Source organism: Gluconobacter albidus, from assembly GCF_002005485.1.
In the GTDB taxonomy this organism is placed as follows: domain Bacteria; phylum Pseudomonadota; class Alphaproteobacteria; order Acetobacterales; family Acetobacteraceae; genus Gluconobacter; species Gluconobacter albidus.
Map to the genome: position 1 here is coordinate 1,690,308 of NZ_CP014689.1, position 22,286 is coordinate 1,712,593.

Genomic DNA, 22,286 nt, shown 5'->3' on the forward strand with positions numbered 1-22,286 from the left:
AATGGCCGCCCTGCATGCGACATATCTTGCTGTGTCGAATAAATCTTTCTCCCGCCCCCTTGAGCCGTTTCTGCGGCATATCGCAGCCTGCAACAGCGCCGTCCTGCCAGGCAGCCGCACTCCGTTCTTCTGCGCTGACTCACAGATCGGCTGGATCACCCCTTCTACGATGCAGGCGCTTGAAACCCTTGAGGCTCACAAAGCGGGGACATTCGGAGTGAGTTCCGGAGCAGGCCTCTTTCCCCTGTCCCGCACGCTCTGCGAAATGGGTCTCTACACCTCCCATCACGAAGCCTTCGACGTACGCGATGACAGCGGCGCCGTTCTCGGACAGGTGGACCGGGGGGCCATTCCGGTTCTGGGGCTTGCGGCTGAAGGCGTACATCTGAACGGGCTGGTCGAGCGTGCAGACGGACTTTTCCTCTGGGTCGCGCGACGCAGCATGAGCAAACGGCTTGATCCGGGAAAGCTGGATCATCTGGTTGCCGGGGGCATGAGTGCCGGCCTCGATCCGCAGACGACCGTAATCAAGGAAGCGCAGGAAGAAGCCGGTATCCCCGCCGGACTGGCCGCAAAAGCACAGCGTGTTGGGCGGATCCATTATGCTCTTGAGCGGCCTGAAGGGCTGCGGCGTGATGTCCTGCACTGCTATGATCTTCTGCTTCCCGAAGACTTCGTGCCCGTCGCGGAGGACGGAGAAGTGGAAAGCTTCCATCTTCTGCCCATTCAGCGGGTCATGGCACTGGTCCGGGATACGGATGACTTCAAGTTCAACGTCAATCTCGTCCTGATCGACCTCTTCCTCCGGCGTGGTCTTTTCGATCCCGCCGACGCTTCCATTCTACGCCGCGCCCTCTCCGGACAGGCATCGTGAGAAGAGCATTCGCTTCCCTGATCCTGGCGACTCCTCTGCTGGGCGGATGCATTGTGCCCGTCAGCGTCACGCCCAATCTGTGTCGGGAAATCGGCGCGAAAGACGGATTGCAGATCCGTCTGGCATTCGGCCTGACCCGCCCTGATGGCAGCGTGATTGACACGCAGGACTGGCAACAGTTCGTGGACAGTGAAATCACACCACGCTTTCCGGCAGGTTTTACCGTGATCGACGCTCAGGGGCAGTGGTATGATGCTGCCGGACACAGGGTCATTCAGGAAAGATCGCGAATCGTCTGGATTGTCGCCCCTGCCACAGACCGTAGCCTTCAGGCTCATTTAAGAACCATTCGTCAGATCTATCAGAAACGTTTCAGCCAGCAGGCAGTCGGACTGGCCATCCAGTCCGGCTGCTCTTCATTTGAAAGCCTTCCCGTGGAATAGTTCCGCCCATGCGGAACAACGTTTCCCGGTTTTTTTTGACGCCTCTTTTCATCCGGACTCTTTTCGTCAAGGCAGTTCTCCCTGCGCAAGACGACAGTTCAGGCATGTTTTTCTTCCGGAAGTCCCATGACCGATCTTTCTTCTTCTTCATCACCCGACACCATCACGATAGAGGCTTCAGCCTCCACGGGAACGATCCAGCGGCGCGCACGGGGCTTTCTGGCACTCTTTTTCGTGGCGATAGGCCTTTATACCCTCAAGGGCTTCCTGCCGGCCCTTCTGTGGGGCTGCGTGTTCACAATTTCGATCTGGCCGCTTTACCGCCGAGCTGAACTGCGCTTCGGCCGCAGCGACTGGCTGCCCATGATCTTTACCCTGGCCGTGGCGCTGATCTTTCTGGTGCCTGTTTCGCTGGTTGGGGTGAAAGTCGCGGATGAGGCACGAAGCGCGCTGGAATGGATTGATGACGTGCGCAACAACGGCATTCCGATGCCGGAATGGGTGCCACACCTGCCTTTCATGGCCACCCAGGCCACCAATTGGTGGCAGAACCACATGACCAGCCCGCAGCGCCTCTCCCATCTGCTTCATTCCGTCGACGTCGGACATGGAATGCAGATGACCAGACAGGTAGGCACGCAGCTCGCCCGCCGGGGCACCCTGTTCGCCTTCTCGCTACTGACACTGTTTTTCCTGCTGAAAGATGGCGACAGTGTTATCCGTAAATGCCTTCTGGGATCACAGCGGCTGTTCGGTGAGCAGGGAGAAAGCCTCGCCAAGCAGATGATTTCCTCAGTCCACGGGACGCTGGCCGGACTTGTTCTGGTCGGTCTGGGCGAAGGGGCGATCATGGGGATCGTCTATATGTCGACGGGCGCCCCACAGCCCCTGCTGTTTGCGATGGTCACGGCTGTCGCCGCCATGATCCCGTTTCTGGCATGGCCGACAGTCGGGCTGGTGGCGCTGCTGCTGCTGGCAAAAAGCAGCATGATCGGAGCAATCGTCGTGGCTGCCATCGGCTCCGTCGTGATCTTCATCGCGGACCATTTCATCCGCCCCGCACTGATTGGTGGCAGCACGAAAATGCCGTTCCTGTGGGTTCTGTTGGGAATTCTTGGGGGCGCCGAGACCTGGGGTCTGCTGGGCCTCTTCCTTGGTCCGGCCATCATGTCCGCCCTGCATCTGCTATGGACGCTCTGGACAGAGACAAATCCCCGCAAAGGGATCTATGCAAAAGACACTGAGTTTTAAGGAAGAAATATTACCGCAGGACTGGTCGGGCAGGCGGGATTCGAACCCACGACCCCCAGTCCCCCAGACTGGTGCGCTACCAGGCTGCGCTACTGCCCGTCGTCCTGCGGTGGCGGTGGTTTAGCAGTGTCCCACCCTCACCGCAATGGGGGATTGTGACTAAACTGGCAGAAGATTTCGCAAATTCTGAAGCTCTTCGAAAATTTCCCGCAGTTCCGCCCGCAGCAGGCCGTTTTCGGCCTCGGTCTTTTCGAGCGCGCTGAACAGAAGTTCGTTTTCGTCACGCAGGGTCAGAAGAAGTGCAGAATCGTGGGCTTCGGCTTCGGCTTCGGCTTCGGCTTCGGCTTCGGCTTCGGCTTCGGCTTCGGCTTCGGCTTCGGCTTCGGCGATCTCATTTTCTTCCGGAGGGTCAAGCGTCTCGGCTACGATAACATTGTGAGCTTCGGCTGGACGTTCCGGAAAAGTAACCTCGTCGTCAGGATGGATTGCGGGAGCAGCATTAACGTCTTCATCGCCGACAATGTCTGCAACCAGCGGCGTTTCCGCAAATGACTGATCTTCCTCAACCAGCGCAACAGCAGTCACCGCCGGAGCAAACACCGGCTCCACAGCCGCGGCTGGAATCTCAGGCAGCGCTTCCGGCACGATCTCGGCAACGGCTTTCTGACCGGCCCGTGCTTTCTGAGCGCGGCGCTCTCGCAGCACCCGCAAAACTCCCTGCCCTTTGTAGCCCTGCACGTAAAGCAGGTCCGAAATCAACCGAAGCGTCTCGATATGCTCGGGACTGTAATAGCGCCGTCCACTTTCCCCGCGAAACGGCTTTACGCCCGGATAGATGGTCTCCCATGACCGCAGGCGATGCTGGGGAATATGCAGTTCCTCGGCAACTTCGCTGATGGTCCGATAGGCATCCGGGGCCTTTCTAACCTTTTCCAGACCTGTCGGGAGATCGTCATTCGGCGGCAACGCATTGGCCTCGGATATGGACTTATCTGTCATGGAACGATGCCTCGGTAACGGCGTTCTCGGAACCGTTCATCCGATCCCTCAGCAATTGGGAAGGTCTGAACACCAATACGGCTCTGGGAAGGATAGGAACCTCCACACCAGTCTTGGGATTGCGTCCGATGCGCTCTCCCTTCTGGCGGACGGAGAACGTTCCGAATCCGCTCAGCTTCACGGATTCGCCTGCTTCGAGGCGATCGGAGATCACGCCCAGAAGGCTCTCGAGAATCATGGAGGAGTCGTGTCGGGAAAGACCAACACGGCTATAGAGATGCTCAACAAGATTCGCGCGCGTGACTGTGCTCATGTCACTTGCGTATCATGACGCACAGAACAGTCAAAGGAATCAATCATTAACCAGCCCCGAATGGGGCACGGGCCTACATCCGGACGAGAGCGGACCCCCATGTCAGTCCGCCACCCAGCGCCTCCATCAGGACCAGATCTCCCTTACGGATCCGGCCGTCCCGCACAGCCTCATTCAGGGCCAGCGGAATAGACGCCGCAGAGGTGTTGGCATGACGGTCCACCGTCACCACGACCCGATCCGACGGCAGTGCCAGCTTCTTCGCCATACCCTCGATAATCCGCAGATTGGCCTGATGCGGTACCATCCACTGGATATCCTGACCGGTCAGACCATTGGCCGCCAGCGCCTCATCCACGGCCTGCGAGAGCTTGACCACGGCGTGACGGAACACCTCGCGTCCTTGCATCCGCAACTGCTGCGTTGCTGATGCACATCCCGCAGCACCGTCCACATAAAGAATATCGCCCGTCCGGCCATCGGAGTGCAGATGAGTGGAGAGGATACCCTCCTCGCCCTCACTACTGGCTTCCAGCAGTACCGCGCCCGCACCATCCCCGAAAAGGACGCAGGTGGAGCGGTCCGTCCAGTCCAACAGGCGCGAGAAAACCTCACTTCCGATGACAAGAATCTTTTTCGCCTGACCAGCCTGCATCAACGCCCGGGCCGTCGCCAGAGCATAGACAAAACCCGAGCACGCGGCGCTGAGGTCGAAGCCAAAACCTGTCGTCATGCCCAGGAGAGCCTGAACCTGCACTGCCACGGCGGGGAAAACCTGATCCGGAGTAGCCGTGGCGACCAGAACCGCATCGACCTCGGAAGCATCGACGCCTGCGTAGTCCAGAGCCTGCCGGGCAGCCTTGGCAGCCATGCTGGCCGTGGTTTCGTCACCGGAAGCGATATGCCGCTGGGCAATGCCGGTTCGGGTCCTGATCCATTCGTCCGAAGTCTCGATGCCGTATTTCAGGGCAAGATCGTCATTGGTCACGACGTCGCGCGGCAGATAGCCCCCGACACCCGTCAGGCGGACACGAATGGGATCGGACATAATTTTTCAGCTCACAGGTTCGGGAACAGCCCTGGTGGATACGGTCTCAGTTGGCTCGGACGTTCCCATCCCAAGCTGCTCCAGACGATCACGGATCTTGTCGTTCAGGTGGTGCGTGACGGCATCCATGGCAACATCTACGGCTGCGGCAAAGCTTTCGCCGTCCGCTCCACCATGCGATTTCACGACAATTCCGTTCAGACCGACAAACAGGGCCCCGTTGTAGCGACGCGGGTCAATCCATTCCCGCATCCGCTCCAGTCCCGGTTTGACCAGAAGATATCCAAGGCGGGTCAGCAGATTGGTTTCAAAAACGCGCCGCAGGAGTCCGAAGGCAAGTTTCAGTGCACCTTCGCCGGTTTTCAGCGCAATATTGCCGGTAAAACCGTCCGTCACGATCACGTCGGTTGTTCCGGCCGTAATGTCGTGTCCTTCGACAAAGCCATGAAACTGTGGCGCCAGAGGGCTTTCTCTCAGACGTTCAGAAGCCTGCCGCAGCCGATCGTCTCCCTTCAGCTCCTCTGAACCGACATTCAGAAGGCCGATGGTCGGAGACGGAAGACCGAGCGCGGCCTGAGCGAAAGCTTCGCCCATAATCGCAAATTCGACCAGATTGCGCGCATCGCAGGCAATGTTCGCACCCAGATCAAGCATCACGACATCACCACGGGCCGACGGCTGAACCGCGGCCATGGCAGGCCGGGAAATCCCCGGCAGGGCTTTGACGATGATTTTCGCAAGAGCCAGCATGGCACCGCTGTTGCCTGCAGAAACAACACCGCGAGCTTCACCTGCGGCGACCGCTTCCATAGCCATGCGCATGGAAGAGCCCCGAACGCGCAAAGCGGACGTCGGCTTCATATCCATGGGGATACTGGCTTCTGAGTGACGGATATCACACAGGCCTGCAGCTTTGGGATGTTTGGCCAGCGCGGCCCTGAGAAGGGTTTCATCTCCGATCAGGAGAATACGGGCCTTAGGGTGCCGGTCGGCAGCCAGATCAAGTCCGGCAAGGACGATATCCGGGGCCCTGTCACCACCCATTGCATCGACGGCGAGGGCATAAGGCCCGGAGGCCGCGATGTCACGTTCGGGCGTGACAGGCGCTTTGGTCATTGAGACAGTTTCCCGGACAGCATCACAGATGCGGGGCCGTACTCCTGAGAGATGACGGACCCGCAGGTAGGGATCAGGCGCGGACGGCGGTCTTCAGGCCCTTGCCGCTGTTTCCAGCAGCGACCACTTCACGGCCGTCATAGTGACCGCAGTGGCTGCAAACGTGATGCGGACGCTTCAGTTCGCCACAGTTCGAGCACTCTGCGTGAGCCTCGACGGTCAGGGCATCGTGGCTGCGACGCATGCCACGACGGGACGGCGTAGTCTTTCTTTTAGGGACGGCCATGGCTTTTATGCCTCTTTCTGCTTCTGTGTCGGCACCCCTGCTCCGCTCCCCGCGGCATCCGGTGCCCTGTTGTTCGTCGTCTCGTATTTACGTCGAGTTCAGGCGGGCGGCTCTAGCAGAGCCTGAGGAAACCCGCAAGTCAGACGTGGGATTTTATTCTTTCCTGTCCCCGCTTTTCAGCGCGGAAAGTGCTGAAAACGGATTGGGACGGCGTGGACCATCCGGCCCTTCGCCAGACAACTCAGCCCCTTCTTCCCCTTCTGCGGGCGCCACGTCAACCGCATTTTCCAGACCGACGCCGGGTTTGCGCGGATAGGGGTCCAGCATCAGGGCAAGCTGTTCCGCTGTGGCTTCACCGATATCAAGGGCCTTTCCATCATGCGGAACCTCGTCAGGACCATCCAGATCAATGGAATCAATGTCGAATTCGTCCTCGGGCATGTCCTCCAGGGGGATGAACCGCAGGAAAAAAGTCTCGGCCAGAACATCCTTGAAAGGTTCGGACGTGATGACGCAGGTCTGCGTGACTTTCGCCGCAAGGTGGCCTTCTGCCAGAACGCTCCGGTTGTCTGCGGGCGTCAGACGAAAGCGACAGGTCAGCGCTTCGATTTCGGGGAGTCCCAGACGGGCTGCAAGGGCCGCACGCTCGGCAGGTGAAGCCTCGATCGTCTCGTCCAGCCCCGATCCCAGCCGGTTGAAAGGGATGCGTCGGGAAAATTCAGGAGAATGGGACATTCAGACACTCCAGCCCCCGGAATATGGGGGAAATCGTTGACATGCAGGCGCCATTCGGGCACGCGCTCAGTGAAGCGGTTCTCTTGCACAGGATAGTTTCCGGATCCATGAATAACGCATCTTCCCCGACGCCCCAAAGCAGAACACGCTTCCTTCGCCGTTTCGCACAGGCCGGAGTGGCATGCGTTCCGCTGCTGCTCGGCGGATGCTCGTTCTTTTCCCCGATTCCCGAGCCGCGTGGCTCCCTGATCGAAAAGACCGACTATGCTCAGCTCGTGCCCGGAACGAGCACACGCACGGACGTGCTCGATCTGCTGGGATCGCCGACGGCGCATGCGACCTTCGACGACAATACCTGGATCTACGTCTCGATGATCACGTCGCCTACGCCGCTGACCTTCCCGAGCGTCAAGAAACAGGAGGTTGTCGTCCTGAATTTCGATAATGGCGGCGTCCTGCGCAAGGTGGACACACTCAACAAGAAGAATGCGATGTATGTCGGCATGGTGGGCGCGAAAACACCAACGCCAGGCACCAGTTCGTCCATCCTGCAGGAACTGCTGGGCAATGTCGGCCGCTACAACCCGATGAGCGGCATGAGCAGCCAGTTCGGCGGAAGCACCGGACCGATGGGCGGTCAGGGCACCGGCAATGGCGGCGCCGGCAACTCGCTGCCTTAAGTTTCTGAAAGCCTGATTATTTCGGGAGGCTGAGCAGAACGCCCAGACCTCCCAGCGGGCTATCCATCAGGCGGATGGACCCGCCATGGGCATGAATGATGTCCCGTACGATCGTCAGCCCCAGACCCCCGCTTTGTCCATCTTGGCTGCCACTCGTGCCATTGAGTTCAGAAATGGCGGCACGACGGCTGGCGGACAGGCCCGGTCCGTTATCCTCCACAGCGATTTCGATATTCCGCGTCCCTTCACGCAGGGAAAACCGCATCGCCCCTCCATGACGGCGGGCATTTTCTGCCAGATTCGTCAGAACGCGTCGCAGGGCATCAGGCCGGACCACAGCTTCCACGCCCTCCCGGCCTTCGACCCCCAGCACATGCCCGCCCGCCCGCAGCGTGGCAGCCGCAACATCCTCAAGCATCCCCCTCAGATCAGTCAGGACGGGATCTTCCGCCCCCTCTCCACGCGCAAATGACAGATAGCTGCCGATCAGGCGCTCCATGTCCTCGATATCCGCGACCATATCCGCCAGATCTGGCTTGAGGCTTTCGGCACGGATCGGGCCGAAGGTGGGGATCATGGCAACCGTCAGACGCAGTCGTGTCAGGGGCGTCCGCAGATCGTGCGAGACCCCGGCCAGAACAGCCGTACGTTGCGCCACAAAGCGGTTCACCCGCGCCTGCATGCGATTGAACGCAACGGCGGCCTGCCGTACCTCCCGCGCGCCCTGAGGGCGGATCGGTCCTTGATCCCGCCCCATCCCGAACAGTTCGGCAGCATGCCCCAGACGACGGATGGCGCGCACCTGATTGCGCATGAACAGCCCGGCGATCAGGAACAGCAGAATGGAACTGCTGACAGCCCAGACGACAAAAAGCCAGATCGGCCCGATATTCAGGCGTTTGGCCGGGACCATGACCACCATCACGCCCTGCGGCAACTGGATCGAGGCGCGCACGGTCTGGGGCGCTCCAGACCAGTCCACATCATAGGAGCTGCCGAGAGTCTGCTGGATGGAACGGGCGAAATCGTCATCCATCGGACCCAGAACATGATTCGTCCCGTGCCGGGAGAGCGTTTCGGCAGGATGGAACGAAAAGCCCAGCTGGGTCCGTGAGGACGCGTCCTGAAGAATGAGCGCCCGTTCCGCGCCGGAAGAAGTATGCTCGATCATGGCAATGACAAGCGAAATTTCCCCCGTCACGCCATCTGACAGACGGCGGGAGACGACGTTCAGATAGGTCCCGTAAAACAGGCCAAGCGCGATCGCCTGCGTGACCAGCAGGGGAATAAGCACAATCAGCATCGACCGCCCCATGAGGGAGCGCGGCAGGATACGCCTTAACGGACGGTCCAGCTTCTGCCAGGCATCGTCCCGCTCGAGCGCCGGGTCAGCGTCCCGGTTTGAGAACATAGCCCTTGCCCCGCACGGTATGAAGGAAACGGGGTTCCTTGGGGTCCACCTCGATCCGCCGCCGCAGGCGCGTGACCTGAACGTCGACGGCACGTTCGCCGATCTCGTCCATCTCCAGCGCCCTGGCGATGGCTTCACGCGAGAGAACCGTTCCCGGCTGGCTTGTGAGAACGCCCAAGAGTGCGGATTCTCCTCCCGTCAGATGCACGGCTCCCTGAGGGCCACTAAGGAGCCCGCGTTTGACATCGAATTCCAGCTCTCCCAGCCGCAGGATGTCGGGAACTTCGTCCACCACTGGCAATGAGGGCACCACACGTCGAAGATGGGCCCGCAGACGCAGCAGAAGCTCACGCGGTTCGAATGGCTTGCCCAGATAATCGTCCGCACCGGCTTCAAGGCCACCGATCCGATCCGCAGGCTCTCCCCGTGCCGTCAGAAGCAGAATCGGAAGCGACAGACCATCCCTGCGCAGGCTGTTGGTCAGGGACAGACCGTCCTCGCCCGGCATGGTCACGTCGAGAACGAGTGCATCGGGCTGAATCCGTTGCAGGACGTCGCGGGCCGCCAGAGCATCAAGGGCCGTACTCACACGATAGCCATTCTCGGACAGATAACGCTGGAGAAGCCGCAGAAGGCGCGGATCATCATCAACGACCAGAATATGCTCGTCACTCATGGGACAGGATTTCCGACTGGTGCCTGCAGGGGCGTGAGGACACGGCGAAACCCTTCCACGGCCGTCATGCCTGCTTCACGATAGGCTCTGGTCATGACTTCGCGGATCATAAGGAAAAGCTCGCGTTCAAGGGCTTCCCCGGTTTCCGTCAGGCGCAGAGGACGTTTGCGGCGGTCGTGACGGTCTTCTTCCTGCACAAGCAGCCTGCGCTCCCGAAGATCCCCCAGAGCGCGGCCAAGAGACTGTTTGGTGATACCGAGGCTGTTCAGAAGCGCGCCCGGGGTAATTCCCGGATGCGCGGCTGTCAGAAAAAGAATGCGGTGATGCGCCGGCCCCAGCCCTCTCTCGCGCAGAAGAATTTCGCAGTCGGCATTCAGGGTCCGCCAGGCCAGCATCATGGCCTCATAGGACTGCCGGATACGGTCTTCCCGCAGATAAAGATGCGCCGTCGCAGATGATGGAATGTCCATGGACCTGGCTGTCACCGGAGAGCTTCCTCCACATATCCAAAGCGATCGAAGTCGGTAATCCGCTGCGGATAGAGAATGCCGTTCAGATGGTCGTTTTCGTGTTGCAGGACATTGGCATGAAACCCCGTCGCCTCGCCTTCGACGAGCACCCCGTCCTGATCCAACCCGGAATAGCGCACCGCTGCATAACGCGGCACGTCCGCCCGCAGCCCCGGAATCGACAGGCACCCTTCGGTGCAGATCATCATCTCTTCCCCAAGAGGCACAATTTCGGGGTTGATGAGAACGCGGGGCAGCAATGCCTCCTCGGGATTCGCCACACGGCTTGCAGGAACGTGATAGACGAACATCCGCAGCGGCTGATGGACCTGAGGCGCTGCCAGTCCTGCCCCGCGCGCATCGGCCATCGTTTCCAGCATGTCTGCGATGAGAGACTGGATTTCCGGGGCTTTCGGGTCAGAAACGGCCCGTGCCACCTGATGCAGGACGGGGTTGCCCATCCGGGCAATCTTGAGCAGGGCCATGAAATCATCTTCCTTCCGACGGGCTGTGCATCCTAGGGAACGCAAATGCACGCCACAGAGTGCGCTTTGCGAAGAATCCATTCAAGCATGGCCGAATGAATTGCGTTCCCCGCAAAAGATGTGTTAAGGGCACCATCCTTAGTTGGATTGCCATATCACGGGTGGCGCTGAAGAGCGGGCCCATAAGGAGTTGACGGCACCGTGCAGGTTCTCGTTCGTGACAACAATGTTGACCAGGCGCTTAAGGCGCTCAAGAAGAAGATGCAGCGCGAAGGCGTGTTTCGTGAAATGAAGCTGCGTCGCCACTTCGAAAAGCCCTCCGAAAAGCGCGCCCGCGAAGCAGCTGAAGCTGTTCGTCGCGCCCGCAAGATGGAGCGTAAGCGTCTGGAGCGTGAAGGCTTCTAAGCCTTCACGTCCTCCGAACGGAAAAAAAGCCGCCTCCTTCGGGAGTGCGGCTTTTTTTATGCCTGAAATGCTCCCGCTCCCCTGCCCGCCATGCGGACAGGGGATGCGTCCAGCTTACTGCGCGTCCATCAGTCGATGGCTGAGATAGATGGCTTCCAGAGCCCGCTCATGCGCGACTTCGGCCGCATTGACCGTACCGGCATGGCCGCCTTCCACATCCTCATAATACAGGAAGGGTTGTTTCAGGCTTTCCAGCCGGGCCGCGAAGCGACGCGCATGGATCGGACCGACCCGGTCATCACGCGTTGAGGTAAAAATAAACGGCTCCGGATAGGACACGCCCGCCTTCAAGTTCTGCAAAGGCGACATCTTCTCCCAGAACGCGCGCGGCCCCGGCTCCGAGACGCTGCCATACTCGGCGGCCCAGGACGCTCCTGCCGCCATCTGCTCGTAATTCATCATGTCCAGAAGCGGCACGCCGATAATGGCAGCATTCCACAGCTCCGGATGCTGGGTGAACTCCACACCCGCCAGCAGACCGCCATTGGACCGTCCCCGCAGCCCCAGATGCCGTGGCGATGTGATATGGCGTGCCGTCAGATCCCGGGCAACGGCCGCAAAATCGTCATAGGCTTTCTGCCGCCCTTCCCGACGAGCGACATCATGCCATGCGGGTCCGAATTCTCCGCCACCACGGATATTGGCCATGACGTAAACGCCACCCCGGTCAAACCATGTAATCCCGAGATCGGGATGATAGACCGGCAGATAGGACAGCCCGAAACCACCATAAGCCGTCATCAGCGTCGGACGGGCGCCATCCTTCCGCCAGTCTTTGGCATGCACAATGAAATAAGGAATGGCCGTACCATCCGCGCTGGTGGCCGACATCTGCTCGACAGCCAGATTGGATGCCTCGAACAGATCGGGCTGGCGATACAGAGGCTGAGCGGTCTGGGCCGTCGTATTCAGGCTCCAGATCTGTGGCGCCTGAATAAAGCCTTCAAGCTGGAGATAGGCCTGCGACAGTCCGGGATCTGACGAAACGATTTCAGCCGCCATATTCCTAGGTAAGGAAATCGACCGCGACGTCCACGCTCCGCTCGCGCCGTGACGATAGAGCTTCAGGACAGGCTGGACGTTGTCGTACACAACAACAACCAGACCATCTTTTGTCACCGCAAGCGCATCCCCCATGCCATCCCCGATCGTCTGGCGGGATGTCGGCGAGAGGATGGTCCGGGGAGCCGCAGGATTTTTCAGGTCGAGCGCAACAATGCTGTCTGCATGAAATGTCTGACCGGCCAGTGTCCAGTCCTGCAACAGATGCAGAACCAGTTGGCCATCCAGATAGGACAGGCTGTCATATTTTTCCGGCAGAGGCAGCCGGGTCAGCGTCTGCGTTGCAGGATTGAACAGACTGACTTCCGTGTGGAAGAAATCCCGATGACGGCTGATCAGGAAGAGTTCACGGCCCTTTTCATCACGCAGGCGCTCTGGCGCCACATCCATATCCGTGATCTGACCACGATAGACTTCGACAGCCTGGGCCAGTTTCTGCCCACGATGCAAAAGCCGAACCGAATAGGGATAGCCCGAACGCGTCAGCCCGGCGTTGCCTGCCCCCCAGTCTCGCGAGACCAGAAGTGTATTGGCGTCAACCCAGATGGCCGTCTGCTTTCCGGAAGGAAGATCAAAGCCGTCTTTAACAAAAGTATCTGCCTGTGTGTCGTATTCCCGGACCACATGAGCATCTTCTCCCGCCTCTGACAGCGACATGAGACAGAACCGGTCCTGCGGGCTGAGACAGTCCAGACCCTCCATGACCCAGTTGGCATGCTCATTCTGTGCCAGCGCATCAAGGTCGAAACGCATCTTCCATTCCGGATGGCCGGACTGGAAGGAGGATGTCGAAGTGCTACGCCATATTCCGCGTGTATGGCGATCATCCTGCCAGAAATTCCAGATTTCCCCACCCTGCTGTGTAGGGAGCGCAAGACGTGCCGGGGATTGCTGGGCCGTCAGGATTTTCTGGTAGAGAGGCTTGTAGCTGGGATCAGAAGTAAGCGTTGCTTCTGTGTTGGCGTTCTGCGCCCTCACCCATTCCAGCGCCATGGCACCGTCCGTTTGGCTCAGCTCGGCAGGTGATGGAAGAGAAGATGGACCCGCATAGGCCGCCAGAGGCAGGATGGAGAGAGACAGACAGAGTGCTCTCGCAAGAACAGGAGACATGGAACGCCTTTACGATACCGACAATATCGGCATCGTAAAGACATCCGGACAATCAGGCCACAGCCGCTGCGCTGACAGCTTCCTCTACTTCCTGAAAGCTCGGCATCAGATCGGAGGGAATGCTTTTACGACCGATTTCGACACTGACCTGAGGGGCATTCCCCTGAAGATGCGCCACAATCACGGATCGCACGAGATCGAGATAAGAGGATTCTTCCTCCACCACGCCCCCCAATCGGCTGGCAATCGGCGCGACAATTCCGTAGGCTAGAAGAATACCAAGGAATGTTCCGACCAGAGCGCCCGCAATCATTTCACCCAGAATGATTGGAGGCTTGCTGATGGAGGCCATTGTCTTGATCACGCCGAGAACCGCCGCCACGATCCCAAGTGCCGGCAGCGCATCAGCGATAGACTGGAGTGCGTGGGAGAGGTGCATTTCCTCCCGCATGTTTTTTTTGAGTTCATTCCCCATCACCTCATCCATCTGATACGGATCGGTGGCATTCATGCCTGCCATACGCAGATAGTCACAGATGAACGAACAGACATGGGAATTGTCCCGGATTTTCGGAAAAGCGCCAAAAACCGTGCTGCCCTGTGGATCTTCGATATGGGATTCAAGCGCCATGAACCCCTTGGAAGAGGCCAGTTTCGAAATATGGAACAACAGACTCAAAAGATCGACATAGTCTGACCGGACATACTGCGAACCCTTCATGGCCTTCTTCAGGCCACCCGGCAGGTGCTTCACGGCAGCTATGGAGTTGGCCATCAGAAAGGTTCCGACAGCAGCACCCAGAATGGTCAGAAGCTCGAAAGGCATTGAGGAGACGAGAGGGCCAATGGCCCCGCCGGATGCTACGAACGATCCGAAAACACAGCCCAGAACAACAACCAGACCGATAATGATGAACATCCGAAAACTTCCTGACTGACCTGAATTTATTGAGAAATATCGGGCGACAGCACCAGCACGATGCGACGGTTCCGGGGATTGAGAGGCTGAGTGGGGTCAAACAAGTTCCGGTCGGCATATCCGCTGACGGATTTCAGGCGTCCATCCGGAAAGCCGTTCTGAACCACCAGATCCCGCACGGCGACTGCCCTTGCACTCGACAGGCTCCAGTTGCTCATCTGTCCGGGACGATAAGGTGCGGCGTCCGTGTAACCGGCGATGGACAGCTTGCCGTGCAGTTTCTCGAGATAGGGCACGATTGCCTTGATCAACTGAACCGCATGGGCATCAGGAGAAGACTTGCCGAGGGCGAACATCGGCTGATGTTCGGAATCTGCAATCTGGATATGAAGACCGTCATCACCCGCCGTAACCGAAACCTGCGAGCGGACGTCGGCGAGTTCCGGCATTGTGCCGATCAGAGCCTGAATTTTCTGGGCCGCAGCCACTCTGGCAGCCAGTTCGGCCTTCTGATCCGGGCTCGGAGGAGAGGACGTAACAGGCGGTTCGCCTGGCTGGATCTGGCTGTCATGCAGAACAACGATCTGGGCCGTATGAGCGCTGGAGGCGCTCTGGTCCCTGGCCGTCTGTGCACCCGAAGCGCCTCCTTGGACCGGTTTCCCGTACTGGTCTTTGCCCGGTTTCAGGGCCACGGCCTTTGTTTCCAGGGAAACAGGCTCAGGAGCCGCAGGCAGAACATTATCGACGGGAGGAGGCATGTCCTTCCAGACGGCCATCGGATTGAAGAAGTTGGCGATACCCTTCCGCTGCTCTTCCGTCGTGGCGTTGATGAGCCACATAACCAGAAAGAACGCCATCATGGCCGTTACGAAATCGGCGTAGGCGATCTTCCAGGCCCCGCCGTGATGACCACCTTCAACAACGTCAAAACGTTTGATGATGATCTTTCGTGCTTCTTTGCCGTTCTGGTTGGACATCCCGCCTCCTGAGTGGCCTCAGTATGACAGGCGAGTTCTTAAGGAGAGGTTTAAGAACGCCCCGGAAGCTGCACGCCAGCGACAAAATCCGGCCCGTGTACAATATAACAGCGGATGGCCTGCCCCCGGACTTTACGGCAGAATGTTGCGGCCTCCTGCGCCTCCACACCATGCCTCTGCTCTTCAACCATGACCGTTTTGGCCGCCTTTACCGCAGGAAGGTGGAAAAGATGCCAGCGCTGATCCGTTCCGGTAACGGGAAGAATATTCTGCGTGAATGCCAGACGGGATGCCAGACCGTAATCCTTCGCGGCCAGAGCCGTCGCGCCCTGCGCTTTTGCCTGCATCGCAACCTTACGGGAAAACTCATCCCATCCTCCCGTAAGGCGCAGCACAGGGTCACGATGCGGGGCGAGATGAAGCGGCGAAAACATTGCCTGGATGCAAACAATCATGGTGATGACCAGTCCGCTGGTTACAGCCCAGCGGATGCGCCATCCGGTTTCCAGTGCTGCGAGGGCAAGAACCGGATAGATGACGGCAGGCCAGTTGGGCTGTACGCGATCCCCGAAAGCATGGGTCACGAACACGACCGTGGGTACCAGAGCCAGCCACGCCAGAAGCCTGTTACGCCTGAGACAGGCCCAAAGTCCGGCCGCAAACAGAATGAAAACCAGCGGCGTGGCAAGCCCGATCTGCCCGCCCAACAGTTCCCCCAGGAACTGGAGCGCCCGCGCCGGATGCCAGTCTCCTGTCCGTCCGCCCTGCCTGAGAAAACTGGCCCAGTGATGCCTCGCATTCCACACGATGACAGGGGACATCGCCAGACACAGTCCCGGAAGAGCCAGCCAGGGACCGGGCTGCTGACGCAGGCGCTTCGTCGTCAGGACCGCCCCCCCCAACCCCAGACCGATCAGGACAGCGGTATATTTTGAATCAAAAGCCAGACCCAACAAAAGGCCCGAGCCAATCCACCACGGAAGAGCCGCGCGCGATGTCAGCTCCGGATCAATCGCGCGGCTGAGTGTGTAGAGAAACAGCGTAATGAAGAACAGCAGTGGCGTATCGGGCGTCATCGTCGCCGCACCCAGTCCGAGCATCAGGGTGGCATTCAGCAAAAGCGCGGCACTAAGTCCCGATTGTGGCCACGGACAGCCGGGGAGAAGCCGCCGGGCCGCCTGATACAGCGCCCAGCTTCCCGGCAGGACAGACAGGGGGCCCAGCAGACGGACTCCCACTGTCGTATCCCCGGCGACCCACGTTCCGATACGGATCCACAGGGCCACCATGAACGGATGGTCCAGATAACCGGGCTGAAGATTGCGCGACCAGACCCAGTAATACGCCTCGTCCGGCGTCAGCGGAACGCTGGCGGCAAGACACAGACGGATGATCGTCAGTCCCGCAAGAAGCCCCCAGAACAGCCGGATATTCCGCATATTTTCACTCACGGTTTCAGCGCCAGACAAGTGTGGAGGACACCGCGTAATTCCAGACCACACCAACGACAGCTCCCGCAGCAGACGAGCGGTCCCAGTGACCATGACCCGCGCTGTCCAGCATCATGCGGGCAATGCCGATATTGGCGACCGCCCCCAGCGAACAGACTGCGACGAAGATGGCCAGCCCCCTCCAGAGTTTCTGCCCTTTGAGGCGGCGATCATGGTAGGTGAAGCGATTGTTGAGCAGAAAATTCGTCAGAATGGCAGCCGCGGTTCCGGCGAGCTGTGCCCAGGAAAAGCTCAGGCCACACGCCCCCGCAAAATTCATGACGCTCACATTCACGACCACGCCCATAAGACCGACCAGCGCAAAGGCCATGAAGCGTGTGGGCAGCCAGCCATGGGCCAGCTTGTCGAGCACCATGGTCGCAAACTGGATCAGGACCATGACATCAAGCTTGCTCTCGCCCGCCAGCCGGGGGCGAAACACGAACGGCACTTCGACGATCCGGACAGTTCTGGGAGCAGACATCACCAGATCGAGCAGGATCTTGAACCCGGTCCCGGACAGGCGTGGCAACAAGGATTCAAAAAGATCCCGTCGCATGGCGAAGAAGCCGCTCATCGGATCGCTCAGCGGGTGCGGCATGACGGCCTGTGCAGCCCGGATCCCGGTATCGGAGAGCATATGCCTCCAGCGTCCGGCCAGCCCTCCACTATCGCCACCATCCACATGTCGGCTTGCCACCACAAGCTCGGCGCCACCCTGCAATTCAGCAAGCATGGTTCGCAGAACGGATTCATCGTGTTGCAGATCCCCGTCCATGACCGCCACCCAGGGTGCACTGGACGAAAGGATGCCTTCGATGACAGCAGAAGAGAGCCCACGGCGCCCAACCCGTCGCAACACCCGGACCCGAGGGTCCAGACGTGCAAGACGGACAACTTCGGACGCGGTGCCATCCGGTGAGTTATCATCAACAAAAATGACTTCCCATGCCCTCCCCTCAAGCGCGCCTTCCAGTGCGGCAACCATCGGTGCCACATTGGAAACCTCGTTGTAGCAGGGAACGATGACGCTCAGTTCGGCCGGAAGAGACAGCAACCGGGAAGCGGTCATGGGTTCAGCCGGTCAGATCGGCACGCCGGCAAGATCACGGCTCGTATGGATGGTCTGGAGGGTCTGGACACGGACGACATGCGGGCTGTCCGTCAGCAGGCGTGTCAGGGCATTCTGATGGGCGGCGTCACGGGCGACCAGACGCACGAGAAAATCGCCGCCCCCCCGGATCATGTGACATTCGCGCGTTTCGGGCCATGCGCCGACCTGGGCTTCGAAGGCCTCAAGGACACTCCCCTTCTGGCTATCAAGGCCGATCAGGGCATAGAAATTCAGGGACCACCCCAGCAGGGCGGCATCGACTTCGGCATGATACCCCTTGACGATTCCCAGCTCCTCGAGCCGACGGACCCGCCTCAGGCAGGGAGGCGCGGAAATCCCGGTGCGGCGGGCGAGTTCCACATTGGTCATGCGTCCATCGGCCTGGAGTTCGGCGATGATCTGCCGGTCGATGGCATCCAGTTCAATCGGTGCGGAGTGCGGAGAAGCGTTCATTTCAATCTGACGTATATGTCAGCCGACATGATCCGCAAAGATGGCACATGCGTCCGAAGTCCCTATATGAAGGGGCCTGATATCATTTGAGGACCAATCATGCCCGAAATCCATCATACGGATCTGCTGGTTGTGGGCGCTGGCCCTGCTGGCTACACGGCGGCAATCTACGCGGCCCGCGCAAGTCTTAAGCCGATTCTCGTGACCGGAATGCAGCCCGGTGGACAGCTGACCATCACGACGGATGTGGAAAACTATCCTGGCTTTGCGACTCCTGTGCAGGGGCCCTGGCTGATGGAACAGATGCGCGCTCAGGCCGAACATGTCGGAACGCGCCTGATCTATGACCTGATCGTTCAGGCTGACCTGAAAAAAGGTCCGGGGCCGGACGGATACTTCCGGCTGACCGGAGATTCGGGAGACGAATTCCGGGCCCGCACTGTCGTGATCGCGACGGGCGCGCAGGCCAGGTGGCTCGGTCTCGAATCGGAAAAGCGTCTTCAGCGCGGCGGTGTCTCTGCCTGCGCGACCTGTGACGGCTTCTTCTATCGCGGCAAGACGGTAGCGGTGATCGGTGGCGGCAATACGGCAGTCGAGGAGGCGCTGTATCTGACGCATCACGCGGACAAGGTGCATCTGATCCATCGCCGTGACAGCCTGCGCGCCGAGCGCATCCTCCAGGAACGCCTGTTTTCCAACCCGAAAATCGAAGTTCACTGGAATCAGGCCGTCGAAGAGGTTCTGGGCTCAGGCGAACCGGAAGTGGTCTGCGGGATTGCACTGAAGGACACCCAGACGGGCGCGCTTTCGCGACTGGATGTCGATGGAGTTTTTGTCGCCATCGGTCACACGCCGAACACGGGTCCTTTCCTGCACGAAGTCGCCTGTGACAGCGACGGATATATCCTGACCGAAAGCGGTGGCACGGAAACCTCCATCAAAGGCGTGTTCGCAGCCGGCGACATTCAGGATCGCGTTTTCCGACAGGCTGTTACGGCGGCGGGAACAGGCTGCATGGCGGCTCTGGAGGCCGAACGATATCTTTCTGGCATACCTGCCATGACAAAAACTTGACCCTCGCGCGTGGTTCAGACAGTTTCGTCCATTCAACGACATATCTTGACGGATAACGCCGGGACATATGGGTAAGAAGGACGAAGACCGTCGCCTTGGCGAACGGGGAGAAAACCAGATGGACTGGGACAAGCTGCGGATTTTTCACGCCGTGGCGGAAGCCGGGTCCTTCACCCATGCCGGGGATCGGCTGGGGCTGAGCCAGTCAGCAGTCTCGCGCCAGATCTCCGCGCTTGAAGATGTACTGCGCGTGCCGCTGTTCCATCGGCATGCGCGTGGTCTGATCCTGACGGAGCAGGGCGATGTCCTGAACCGTACGGTCCGTGAAGTCTTCTCGAAACTGGCCCTGACACAGGCATTCCTGAGCGAAAGCAAGGAGCGGGCCGCCGGAAAAATCAAGATCACCACGACCACAGGTTTTGGGCTGTCATGGTTATCTCCGCGCCTGAACCGGTTTCTGGAGCTGCATCCCGATATTGAAGTCACGCTTTTGCTCGAAGATGCGGATCTGGATCTGGGCATGCGTGAAGCGGATGTCGCCATCCGACTGCACCCACCCACACAGCCCGATCTGGTGCAGCGTCATCTCGCCAACTTTCCCATGCCGATCTATGCCAGCGCCGCCTATCTTGAGCGCCACGGCACCCCGCAGACGCTCGAAGATCTGGCCAACCACCAGATCATCAGCTTTGCGGGCTGGCATCTGCCTTTACCGAATGTGAACTGGCTGCTTGATCTTCTGCGCCAGGAAGGCGTTGCGCGGCAGGGCAGCCGTCGTCTGGCGATCAACAACATCTCGGCCGTCGCGAATGCCATTGCGGCCGGAACCGGCATCGGCTCCCTGCCCCTTTATGCCGCGACAGGCTATCCCGACCTTGTCAGGATCCTGCCGAACCAGCAGGTTCCTCTGGTTGAGGCGTATTTCGTCTATCCGGAAGAATTGCGGACTTCAAAGCGGATCGCAGTATTCCGCGATTTCCTTCTTTCCGAAATCAGCAATCTCAAAGGCCAGGAGTAAGGGGAAGAAACCAGGAGGCTTTTGTGCCTCCTATCCCCTGCGACCATGGGTCGGGGTACAGGCGTGAGGCCGATTGCTGGATCGGAAGACTGCTTCCCCAATTGGCGCAAATCCGCCGCCCCGCCCAAGGCGGCGCGCATTGTTGGGCATCTGTTCGAGTACAATAACGCCTGAGGCCATTCGGTAGCAGACAGCCGCCTGCGATGCACGGGTCTTTTCCCTATGGTGGGACAGGGATTTCCCGACAGGCTTCACCAAGCCATGAGCCCATGCCGCCGAGGGGGCCAGAAACGAAACCCCAAGAGACAAACCCACAACCCAGACAGATACCACCAGAAAATGCGGAAAAGGCTTCATGACCTCATCATACCGCAGAAACCGTCTGCCAAACCAGCCTTGAGCGGTTCCAGCCATCACCTTGCAAGGCACCTGATGCTGCCTGGACACAATGGGATTAGTTTCTGGATTTAGGTGTGGACAGGCGCTGGTTGACACGCTCCCGGAGTTCCTTGCCAACCTTGAAGAACGGAACACTCTTTTCCTCAACAGGCACGATATCGCCTGTCCGGGGATTCCGCCCTGTCCGGGCGGCCCGTTCACGGGGAAGAAATGCCCCAAATCCGCGCAGTTCCACACGATCTCCACGAGCCAGTGCGGAGCCGATTTCGTCAAAGACCGCGTGAACGATGCGTTCTATATCGCGGGTGAGAAGGTGCGGATAAGCTTCCGCCAGTTCGGCGATAAGTTCGGATCGAGTCATGACAGTTGTTCCACCTGACTCCGCCTTCTGAAACAGGTCATCAGAGTTGCAAAATCGCAACGGCTCCGTCAAGGCCTTCGCGGTCAAGAGCACTGGAGAAACTTCCCCCGAGCAACCCTGTCAGCATCGCCTTTTTTCCCGGCCACTGATACCAGCGCTTCGAGCGTTCAGGAATCAGCGGCACCACAGGGTAGGAGGACATCCCGATATTCAGCCGCTTTCTGAGCCACAGCCGGGCCGCATCTTCATCTCCAAGCTCGTCGACAAGTCCCAGAGAGATGGCCTGCCGTCCCGTATAGGCACGTCCGTCCGCCATACTGCGGACTTTTTCTTCCGTCAGATGACGGCCATCCGCAACCATCGAAACGAACTGGGCGAACAGATCATTAACAATGCCCTGAAGCATCTGACGCCCTTCGGGAGTCAGGGCGCTGGTCGGATCTGTCTGGTCTTTCATGGCGCCGGATGTAATCGCATCCACGCCAATGCCCAGACGCCCCAGACCAGCCGAGACATCAGGACGCTGGAAAATAACACCGATCGACCCGGTCAGTGTTGAAGGCAAGGCAACAATATGCTGCGCCGGCACGGAGAGCATATAAGCCGCAGATGCCCCCATATCTCCCATCGAAACAGATACCGGCTTGACTGCGGCAAAGCGCTTGACCGCGTCATGAAGCCTTTCACCGCCTGTTACGCCTCCACCCGGACTGTCCACAACCAGAAGCAGTCCGGTCACATCGGGTGCGCCCTGAGCCTGTTTCAGGGCACGGACGATCTGCGTCACATCGTTCTGGACGACACCGTTGATGGCAAGACGGACGATATGCGGTTTGTGGCTGAAATTCGGGCCGACAGAACCACGATGACCCATCATGGAAATGACGACCGCGCCGAAAAAGGCAATGAGCGCTCCGATCCGCCAGAACAGTAATTGACGATGCTTCACCTGATTGGTCAGGAAAAGATTCAGTTCAGCACTCATGACGGGAATTCTGCTCCTGCTTTCCGGACGCGG

25 protein-coding genes and 1 tRNA gene are annotated in these 22,286 nt (G+C 59.3%); 7 read left to right on the top strand and 19 right to left on the bottom strand.

The window, feature by feature from the left end; genetic code table 11:
• Nucleotide 1: 1 nt before the first annotated feature.
• The 3 genes from A0U94_RS07615 to A0U94_RS07625 all read left to right on the top strand — a co-directional run bounded on the left by A0U94_RS07615 (nt 2) and on the right by A0U94_RS07625 (nt 2,568).
• The gene (locus tag A0U94_RS07615) at nt 2-874 is read left to right on the top strand and encodes an NUDIX hydrolase (RefSeq protein WP_077802999.1); all 873 of its coding nucleotides are present in this window, start codon (nt 2-4) and stop codon (nt 872-874) included.
• The gene (locus tag A0U94_RS07620; protein ID WP_077803000.1) at nt 871-1,317 is read left to right on the top strand and encodes a DUF3574 domain-containing protein; all 447 of its coding nucleotides are present in this window, start codon (nt 871-873) and stop codon (nt 1,315-1,317) included. The genes A0U94_RS07615 and A0U94_RS07620 overlap by 4 nt, the downstream gene beginning before the upstream one ends.
• 126 nt (nt 1,318-1,443) lie before the next feature.
• A complete protein-coding gene (locus tag A0U94_RS07625) occupies nt 1,444-2,568 on the top strand; it encodes an AI-2E family transporter (RefSeq protein WP_062029635.1) in 1,125 nt (374 codons plus the stop codon).
• A 22-nt stretch (nt 2,569-2,590) separates the two neighbouring features.
• Here A0U94_RS07625 and A0U94_RS07630 read toward each other — a convergent pair.
• From A0U94_RS07630 to A0U94_RS07660, 7 genes are all read right to left on the bottom strand, one after another.
• Nucleotides 2,591-2,667 (bottom strand) — tRNA-Pro (locus A0U94_RS07630).
• Nucleotides 2,668-2,727: 60 nt separating this feature from the next.
• A complete protein-coding gene (locus A0U94_RS16005; protein ID WP_208611621.1) occupies nt 2,728-3,567 on the bottom strand; it encodes a MerR family transcriptional regulator in 840 nt (279 codons plus the stop codon).
• Nucleotides 3,557-3,880 carry an integration host factor subunit alpha gene (locus A0U94_RS07640; protein WP_062029633.1) on the bottom strand — a complete coding sequence of 108 codons (324 nt, stop codon included), beginning with the start codon at nt 3,878-3,880 and terminating at the stop codon, nt 3,557-3,559. Before A0U94_RS07640 ends, A0U94_RS16005 begins: the two co-directional genes overlap by 11 nt.
• Before the next feature lie 73 nt (nt 3,881-3,953).
• Nucleotides 3,954-4,928 carry a beta-ketoacyl-ACP synthase III gene (locus A0U94_RS07645; protein WP_062109629.1) on the bottom strand — a complete coding sequence of 325 codons (975 nt, stop codon included), beginning with the start codon at nt 4,926-4,928 and terminating at the stop codon, nt 3,954-3,956.
• 6 nt (nt 4,929-4,934) lie between these two features.
• Nucleotides 4,935-6,044, bottom strand: coding sequence for a phosphate acyltransferase PlsX (plsX, locus tag A0U94_RS07650; RefSeq protein WP_077803001.1), 1,110 nt, complete (start codon nt 6,042-6,044; stop codon nt 4,935-4,937).
• Between the two features lie 73 nt (nt 6,045-6,117).
• A complete protein-coding gene (gene rpmF / locus A0U94_RS07655) occupies nt 6,118-6,330 on the bottom strand; it encodes a 50S ribosomal protein L32 (protein ID WP_062026921.1) in 213 nt (70 codons plus the stop codon).
• 153 nt (nt 6,331-6,483) lie between these two features.
• Nucleotides 6,484-7,065 carry a DUF177 domain-containing protein gene (locus tag A0U94_RS07660; protein WP_077803002.1) on the bottom strand — a complete coding sequence of 194 codons (582 nt, stop codon included), beginning with the start codon at nt 7,063-7,065 and terminating at the stop codon, nt 6,484-6,486.
• A gap of 107 nt (nt 7,066-7,172) precedes the next feature.
• Between A0U94_RS07660 and A0U94_RS07665 the strand changes: the two genes are divergently transcribed.
• A complete protein-coding gene (locus tag A0U94_RS07665) occupies nt 7,173-7,745 on the top strand; it encodes an outer membrane protein assembly factor BamE (protein WP_062109799.1) in 573 nt (190 codons plus the stop codon).
• A 16-nt stretch (nt 7,746-7,761) separates the two neighbouring features.
• On the opposite strand, the gene A0U94_RS07670 is transcribed toward A0U94_RS07665, so the two are convergent.
• The 4 genes from A0U94_RS07670 to def are packed head-to-tail and all read right to left on the bottom strand — an operon-like array spanning nt 7,762 to nt 10,826.
• The gene (locus A0U94_RS07670) at nt 7,762-9,156 is read right to left on the bottom strand and encodes an ATP-binding protein (protein WP_062109636.1); all 1,395 of its coding nucleotides are present in this window, start codon (nt 9,154-9,156) and stop codon (nt 7,762-7,764) included.
• On the bottom strand, nt 9,134-9,832 hold the full coding sequence (locus tag A0U94_RS07675; RefSeq protein ID WP_062027279.1) for a response regulator: 699 nt from the start codon (nt 9,830-9,832) through the stop codon (nt 9,134-9,136). Before A0U94_RS07675 ends, A0U94_RS07670 begins: the two co-directional genes overlap by 23 nt.
• Nucleotides 9,829-10,317: a MarR family winged helix-turn-helix transcriptional regulator gene (locus A0U94_RS07680; protein ID WP_062109638.1), complete on the bottom strand. Its 489-nt coding sequence runs from the start codon at nt 10,315-10,317 to the stop codon at nt 9,829-9,831. Before A0U94_RS07680 ends, A0U94_RS07675 begins: the two co-directional genes overlap by 4 nt.
• Entirely contained in the window at nt 10,314-10,826 is a 513-nt protein-coding gene (def, locus tag A0U94_RS07685) for a peptide deformylase (RefSeq protein ID WP_077803003.1), read from the bottom strand. Before def ends, A0U94_RS07680 begins: the two co-directional genes overlap by 4 nt.
• A 201-nt stretch (nt 10,827-11,027) precedes the next feature.
• Here def and rpsU point away from each other — a divergent pair, with 201 nt between their 5' ends.
• Nucleotides 11,028-11,231, top strand: coding sequence for a 30S ribosomal protein S21 (rpsU, locus tag A0U94_RS07690; protein ID WP_011251722.1), 204 nt, complete (start codon nt 11,028-11,030; stop codon nt 11,229-11,231).
• Nucleotides 11,232-11,345: 114 nt separating this feature from the next.
• On the opposite strand, the gene A0U94_RS07695 is transcribed toward rpsU, so the two are convergent.
• The 6 genes from A0U94_RS07695 to A0U94_RS07720 are packed head-to-tail and all read right to left on the bottom strand — an operon-like array spanning nt 11,346 to nt 18,416.
• Complete coding sequence (locus A0U94_RS07695; protein ID WP_077803004.1) at nt 11,346-13,463, bottom strand: prolyl oligopeptidase family serine peptidase; 2,118 nt, start codon at nt 13,461-13,463, stop codon at nt 11,346-11,348.
• Between the two features lie 52 nt (nt 13,464-13,515).
• A complete protein-coding gene (gene motA / locus A0U94_RS07700) occupies nt 13,516-14,382 on the bottom strand; it encodes a flagellar motor stator protein MotA (RefSeq protein ID WP_062027286.1) in 867 nt (288 codons plus the stop codon).
• A gap of 26 nt (nt 14,383-14,408) precedes the next feature.
• Entirely contained in the window at nt 14,409-15,359 is a 951-nt protein-coding gene (locus A0U94_RS07705) for a flagellar motor protein MotB (RefSeq protein ID WP_077803005.1), read from the bottom strand.
• A 50-nt stretch (nt 15,360-15,409) separates the two neighbouring features.
• The gene (locus A0U94_RS07710) at nt 15,410-16,810 is read right to left on the bottom strand and encodes an ArnT family glycosyltransferase (protein ID WP_244177971.1); all 1,401 of its coding nucleotides are present in this window, start codon (nt 16,808-16,810) and stop codon (nt 15,410-15,412) included.
• Nucleotides 16,811-16,814: 4 nt separating this feature from the next.
• Entirely contained in the window at nt 16,815-17,921 is a 1,107-nt protein-coding gene (locus tag A0U94_RS07715) for a glycosyltransferase (protein WP_062027291.1), read from the bottom strand.
• 12 nt (nt 17,922-17,933) lie between these two features.
• Entirely contained in the window at nt 17,934-18,416 is a 483-nt protein-coding gene (locus A0U94_RS07720; protein WP_062109651.1) for an Lrp/AsnC family transcriptional regulator, read from the bottom strand.
• Nucleotides 18,417-18,515: 99 nt separating this feature from the next.
• Between A0U94_RS07720 and trxB the strand changes: the two genes are divergently transcribed.
• Complete coding sequence (gene trxB, locus A0U94_RS07725) at nt 18,516-19,490, top strand: thioredoxin-disulfide reductase (RefSeq protein WP_077803006.1); 975 nt, start codon at nt 18,516-18,518, stop codon at nt 19,488-19,490.
• Between the two features lie 118 nt (nt 19,491-19,608).
• On the top strand, nt 19,609-20,508 hold the full coding sequence (locus A0U94_RS07730; RefSeq protein WP_062027243.1) for a LysR family transcriptional regulator: 900 nt from the start codon (nt 19,609-19,611) through the stop codon (nt 20,506-20,508).
• Between the two features lie 454 nt (nt 20,509-20,962).
• Here the strand turns inward: A0U94_RS07730 and A0U94_RS07740 are convergent, their stop codons facing one another.
• Both A0U94_RS07740 and sppA read right to left on the bottom strand, forming a co-directional pair.
• A complete protein-coding gene (locus A0U94_RS07740) occupies nt 20,963-21,268 on the bottom strand; it encodes an integration host factor subunit beta (RefSeq protein ID WP_077803008.1) in 306 nt (101 codons plus the stop codon).
• A 40-nt stretch (nt 21,269-21,308) separates the two neighbouring features.
• Nucleotides 21,309-22,253, bottom strand: coding sequence for a signal peptide peptidase SppA (gene sppA / locus A0U94_RS07745; protein ID WP_077803009.1), 945 nt, complete (start codon nt 22,251-22,253; stop codon nt 21,309-21,311).
• Nucleotides 22,254-22,286: the final 33 nt, after the last annotated feature.